This is a genomic window from Chitinophaga sp. (assembly GCF_036569125.1).
GTDB lineage: Bacteria > Bacteroidota > Bacteroidia > Chitinophagales > Chitinophagaceae > Chitinophaga.
Map to the genome: position 1 here is coordinate 1 of NZ_DATCRF010000694.1, position 5,816 is coordinate 5,816.

The 5,816-nt window shown below is 47.8% G+C and carries 7 protein-coding genes; all 7 read right to left on the reverse strand.

Annotated elements, in window-relative coordinates; all coding sequences use genetic code 11:
- The coding region (nuoF, locus tag VIM87_RS25790) for an NADH-quinone oxidoreductase subunit NuoF (RefSeq protein ID WP_331999776.1) at positions 1-1,223 on the reverse strand (1,223 nt) is incomplete at its 3' end.
- Positions 1,224-1,254: 31 nt separating this feature from the next.
- A complete protein-coding gene (gene nuoE / locus VIM87_RS25795) occupies positions 1,255-1,746 on the reverse strand; it encodes a complex I 24 kDa subunit family protein (RefSeq protein ID WP_089906144.1) in 492 nt (163 codons plus the stop codon).
- Positions 1,747-1,819: 73 nt separating this feature from the next.
- Entirely contained in the window at positions 1,820-3,037 is a 1,218-nt protein-coding gene (locus VIM87_RS25800) for an NADH-quinone oxidoreductase subunit D (protein ID WP_331999777.1), read from the reverse strand.
- A gap of 108 nt (positions 3,038-3,145) precedes the next feature.
- Complete coding sequence (locus VIM87_RS25805) at positions 3,146-3,649, reverse strand: NADH-quinone oxidoreductase subunit C (protein WP_331999778.1); 504 nt, start codon at positions 3,647-3,649, stop codon at positions 3,146-3,148.
- A gap of 33 nt (positions 3,650-3,682) precedes the next feature.
- Positions 3,683-4,246, reverse strand: a complete 564-nt coding sequence (locus tag VIM87_RS25810) for an NADH-quinone oxidoreductase subunit B (RefSeq protein WP_414649668.1) — start codon at positions 4,244-4,246, stop codon at positions 3,683-3,685.
- A 55-nt stretch (positions 4,247-4,301) separates the two neighbouring features.
- Complete coding sequence (locus VIM87_RS25815) at positions 4,302-4,694, reverse strand: NADH-quinone oxidoreductase subunit A (RefSeq protein ID WP_089906148.1); 393 nt, start codon at positions 4,692-4,694, stop codon at positions 4,302-4,304.
- A 244-nt stretch (positions 4,695-4,938) separates the two neighbouring features.
- A partial coding sequence (locus VIM87_RS25820; RefSeq protein WP_331999779.1) for a hypothetical protein occupies positions 4,939-5,816 on the reverse strand: 878 nt, incomplete at its 5' end.

Consider the following 5,816-nt stretch of genomic DNA (forward strand, 5'->3'; position numbering starts at 1 on the left):
GCAGCCGCATCGCCCAGCGGGCAAATGGTATTACCTTCTATTTTACGTTGTATATCCCACAGCAGGTCTATATCACTCATCTTACCTTTACCATACTCAATGTTATGGAGCACACGTTTCATCCAGCCGGTACCTTCGCGGCAGGGGCTGCACTGTCCGCAGCTTTCATGATGGTAAAAACGGGCCAGCGTATAGGTATTGCGTACCACGCACTGGTCTTCATCCAGCACCACAAAACCGCCGGAGCCCATCATAGAGCCGCTGGCAAAACCACCATCGTTCAGGCTTTCGTAGGTCATCATGCGGGTTTCGCCCTTGGCTGTTTTCAGCAGCAGGTTAGCCGGCAAAATGGGTACGGAAGATCCGCCCGGAATGCAGGCCTTCAGGCGCTTGCCTTTGGGTATGCCCCCGCAGTATTCATCTGAATAAATGAACTCTTCTACGGAGATAGTCATATCAATTTCGTACACCCCCGGCTTTTTAATATTGCCGCAGGCAGAAATGAGCTTGGTACCGGTTGATTTGCCGATACCTATTTTAGCATATTCCTCTCCGCCTATATTAATGATGGGCACTACTGCCGCTAAAGTTTCTACGTTATTTACCACGGTAGGGCACTGCCATAAACCCTTTACAGCCGGGAATGGCGGCTTAATGCGGGGATTACCGCGTTTGCCTTCCAGTGATTCTATCAAAGCAGTTTCCTCACCGCAGATGTAAGCGCCGGCGCCGCGCTGCACATAGATCTCCAGGTCAAAACCGGTACCTTGTATATTCTTACCTAACCAACCATTTTGTTTGGCTTCTGCAATGGCCTCTTCCAGGATGTCCGGGATCCAGGCATACTCCCCACGGATATAGATATACGTGCTGTGAGAGCCCAGCGCATAGCTGGCTATGAGTAACCCCTCTATTAACAGATGGGGTAAAAATTCCATCAGGTAGCGGTCTTTGAAAGTACCGGGTTCAGATTCATCTGCATTACATACCAGGTAACGGGGCACGCCTTCCGGTTTGGCCAGGAAGCTCCACTTCATACCGGTAGGGAAACCCGCACCACCACGGCCTCGCAGGCCGCTCTTCTTCACCTCTTCCACCACCAGGTCGGGGCTCATGGTCTTAAACACTTTGCCAGCAGCCTCATACCCGCCATTTTTCCGGTAGGTATCATAGTACCGGATGCCCTCTATATGTGCTTTATCTAAAAGTAATTTGCGTCCCATATTCTCGTTTATTATCCGCCTTACTTGTTCTTTAGTTTGCGTTTGCTTTTGACCTGCATTCTGCAATAATTGCATCTACCTTTTCGGGGGTCAGGTGCTCCCGGAAGTGTTTGCCCAGCTGCATCATGGGTGCGTAGCCACAGGCGCCCAGGCACTCTACCGTTTTAAGGGTAAAGAGGCCGTCGGGCGTGGTTTCACCCACACCAATTTTCAGCTTTTGCTTTATGTAGTCAATGATCTGATCAGAGCCATTGAGCATGCAGGGACCGGTTTGGCATACTTCAAACAGGTATTTGCCCACTGGTTTCAGGTTAAACATGCTGTAAAAGGTAGCTACCTCGTACACTTCAATAGGCGTGATCTGCAGCAGGGAGCCAACGTAATCCATTGTCTCCGGGCTTAACCAGCCGCCAAACTCTTCCTGCGCCAGGTGCAGCAGCGGTATCAGCGCGCTTTTCTGTTTCCCTTCCGGGTAGCGTGCGATGATCTCTTTTACTTTATTCAGTTTCTCTTCTGAAAACATAGAAAAAAATTAAAAATTAAAAGGCAAAAAGTAAAAGCCGCTTCGATCGTTTTACTTTTTTCCTTTTGCTTTACTAAGCATCCAGCTCACCCGCTATCAGGTTCAGGCTGCTCAGGCAAATAATAGCATCACTCAGCATAGCGCCTTTTACCAGCTCCGGATAGGCCTGGTAATAAATAAAGCACGGACGCCTGAAATGCAAACGGTACGGGCTACGGCCGCCGTCGCTGATCAAATAAAAACCCAGCTCTCCGTTAGCGCCTTCAACAGCGTTATACAGCTCGCCCGGTAAAATATCGGATTCACCCATAATGATCTTAAAGTGATAGATCAGGGCTTCCATTTTATTATATACATCCTGTTTTTCCGGCAGGTAATAGGCCGGTACATCCGCATGGTACACATCTTCCGGCAGGCCTTTCAGCTTATCCATTGCCTGGCGTATAATGCTGAGGCTTTGCCACATTTCTGCATTGCGCACCAGGTAACGGTCGTAACAGTCGCCGGTGCTGCCTACCGGTATGGTAAAATCAAAATCTTCGTAAGAGCTGTAGGGGTGTGCTACCCTTACATCATAGTCAACACCGGCGGCCCTTAAGTTAGGCCCGGTAAAACCGTAGCTCATAGCCCTTTCAGCGCTGATAGCCCCTACCCCGGAAGTTCTTTCCACAAAAATGCGGTTACGGGTCATCAGGGTTTCAAACTCAGTGAGCGCTTTAGGATATTCTGCCAGGAATTTTTCTATTTTCTGGAAAGCAACCGGTGTAAAGTTCCTTTCAAAACCGCCTATACGGCCTATGTTGGTGGTAAGGCGGGAGCCGCACACCTCTTCATAGATCTCATAGGCCAGCTCACGGAACTGCATCAGGTACAGGAAACCGGTAAATGCGCCGGTATCCACCCCTACTACCCCGTTACAGATCAGGTGATCCGTAATACGGGCCAGCTCCATAATGATCACACGCAGGTAATCCACCCGTTTAGGTGTTTGAATGCCTAACAGCTTTTCTACGGTCAGGTGCCAGCCCATGTTGTTGATAGGGGAAGAACAGTAGTTCAGGCGGTCTGTTAACGGCGTGATCTGGTAATAGGGACGGCGTTCTGCTATCTTTTCAAATGCACGGTGAATGTACCCTACGGTAGATTCTGCGCTCATTACCCGCTCACCATCTATTTCCAGTATGTTCTGAAACACACCATGCGTGGCCGGGTGGGTAGGACCCAGGTTCAGCGTGGTGGTTTGCTTTTCCACGGAGCCTTGCGGCAAATGTATATGTTGCTGCTCTGACATAGTCAAAATGAATAATAAATAATTAATAATGAACAATTAAGCAGTTCGTTAGGACATTGATACGCTGCATTACGGTTATTCATTCTTAATTATTAATTGTTAATTGATTTAGCGTCCAAACATCTCGTCATCCTTATCTATACGGCTCTGGTCTTCCAGCGGGAATTCCTTGCGCATAGGGAAATACGTCATTTCATCCACATTCAGGATACGTTTCAGATTCGGGTGACCTACAAATTCAACCCCGAAGAAATCATAAGATTCCCGTTCCATCCAGTTAGCGGATTCAAATAGTTTGGTAGCTGTAAATACCTGAGGTGCTGCAACAGGGACAAATACCTTAAAACGCAGCCGTACTTTTTCGCGGAAGTTATAAAGGTGGTATACTACGGCCAGTTCTGCATCTACCTGGTGAGGATAGTGCACCGCAGTAAGGTCTGTTAAAAAACGGAATTGCAGCTCCTCATCATCGTACAGGAACTGCATTACTTTCAGGTTGAGGGCGGCAGGTGCTGCAAAGGACAGTACGCCAAAAGATTCTTCAAAATTGGTTAAGGCCTCTCCAAACTTTTCAACCAATCTTTGCTTTATATAGTCGTTTGTCAAAGACATCCGATTTCAGATTTACGATTTACGATTCTTGATTTACTGGATGCCATATTCATTCATCAGGTCCTGATAGCGTTGTGAGTGCCGGCGGCGCATGCTTTCCTGGCCTACCAGGTCCTGGATGCGCATAAAACCGTCCAGGATAGCTTCCGGCCGGGGCGGACAACCCGGTACGTATACATCCACCGGTATGATCTGGTCTATACCCTGCAGCACAGAATAAGTATCAAATACCCCACCGCTGGATGCGCAGGCGCCTACAGCTATTACCCAACGGGGCTCAGCCATCTGCAGATATACCTGGCGTAATACCGGTCCCATTTTTTTAGCAATGGTACCCATTACCATCAGCAGATCACACTGCCGGGGTGTAAAAGCCATACGTTCAGAGCCAAACCGGGCCAGGTCATAATGCGAGGCGGCCGTGGCCATAAACTCAATACCACAACAGGATGTGGCAAAAGGTAAGGGCCAGATGGAGTTTTTACGCGCCAAACCGATCACCTTATCAAAAGAGGTAGCAAAGAACCCCTCACTGGAATACCCTTCGGGCATTTCCACCATCTTCACTTTTGTATTATGCGAAACCGGACGTGCCATAGACAATCCCTCCTAAAATTTAAATACGGTTTATAATTGTATTGCTACTTTTCTCTTAATCCTCCCACTTCAGGGCACCCTTCTTAATGATGTAAAAGAAGCCGCCCATAAAGAATGCTACAAACATCAGCATAGCAAAAAATCCGTCCCAGCCCAGCTCCTTAAAGTTCACTGCATAGGGGTAAAAGAAGATCACCTCCACATCAAACAGTACAAAAAGAATGGCAGTCAGGAAATATTTAATGGCCACAGGTTGCCGGGCATTCCCGATCTGTTCTATTCCACTTTCAAAGTTAATCAGTTTGTCTTTGGTTTTCCTTTTAGGTCCCAGGAAATGCGTTGCCAGCATGGTAATACCTACGAAGCCTACGGCAGCCAAAAGCTGCAAAACAATAGGAAAATAGCTGAAAGGAGTAGTTGCTGACAATAGTTCAATGTCTAAAAACATAAGCTTCCCAATAAAACGTTCACGCGAATGTGCAAAAATACTGCAACAAACGGCAAAATACAAATCTATGAACGTCTAAAATATTATCTTTTTTTACCAACCGGAAACTAAAAAACCCCGGCGGTACGCTGTGATGCCCCGTATGCAATGATTTTTAATGCGTGTTAACCCCGTTTTAATAAGTATGCCACACCGCTGGGGTGTGGCATACATCGTTAACCATTCATTTAGAATGAATTATCTTTTATCTATGCCCGGATCTGTTGCCGGATTGCCCCCTGGGGGCCGTTTTATTGCTATTGGAGATGTTTTCCTTGATCTGCCTGGCGGCTTCGCTGGTAGGATCCAGCGCCAGCAGCTTATTCATGTATTTTTCCAGGTTGGGCTTGTCTTCCTTATTATAATAATACACCATAATGTAGGTGTAAGCTTTCACCAGCCCTACCTTATTCTTGGCAGGATCGGACTCAGCCATGGTAATATACTTGTCGTAATAAGGCACTGCCAGCCCTTTCTTGGCCTCGGGATCTTTTACCGCATTTACCGAGCCCCGCCAGTAAACACCGGTGGTAATGTCCGGGAACTTTTCGGACAGTACGCCAAAAGCGCTGTCGGCACGGTTCAGCATCACGGTATCCGGCGGGGTGGTACTACCCGCTGCCCGGAAGTAGTTTTGCCCCACATTGTAATAGTCCAGCGCACCCAGCGTTTCCTTTTGCTGTGTTTTCAGTTCTATGATCTTCTTATACCAGTCTGCGGCCTTATCAAAGGCATCTGCATTAATGTAAGCCTTGGCTACATCTTCATAGCGGGCCACATCTTTAGTAGTATCCAGGGTGGCGTATTTTTCCAGGTATTCCAGCGACTGTTTATTAAGCGCGGCCTGCTGGGTAGAATCCGGGGCCTTTATACGGCTGTAAATAGCGCTCAGCAGCTTATAATCCAGCACTTCCAGCTTTTCCGGGGGAGTAGCTTTCGTGTAGTCGTCCATCGTTTTCCTCGCATTTACAGAATCGCCTTTTTGCAGGTAGGCATCAGCCATCAGGCGGGTAAACTTGCCCTTATAGGCATCGGTTGCCTGTGGCAATACGCTTTTGGCTTTAGCAATGGCGGCGTCATAAT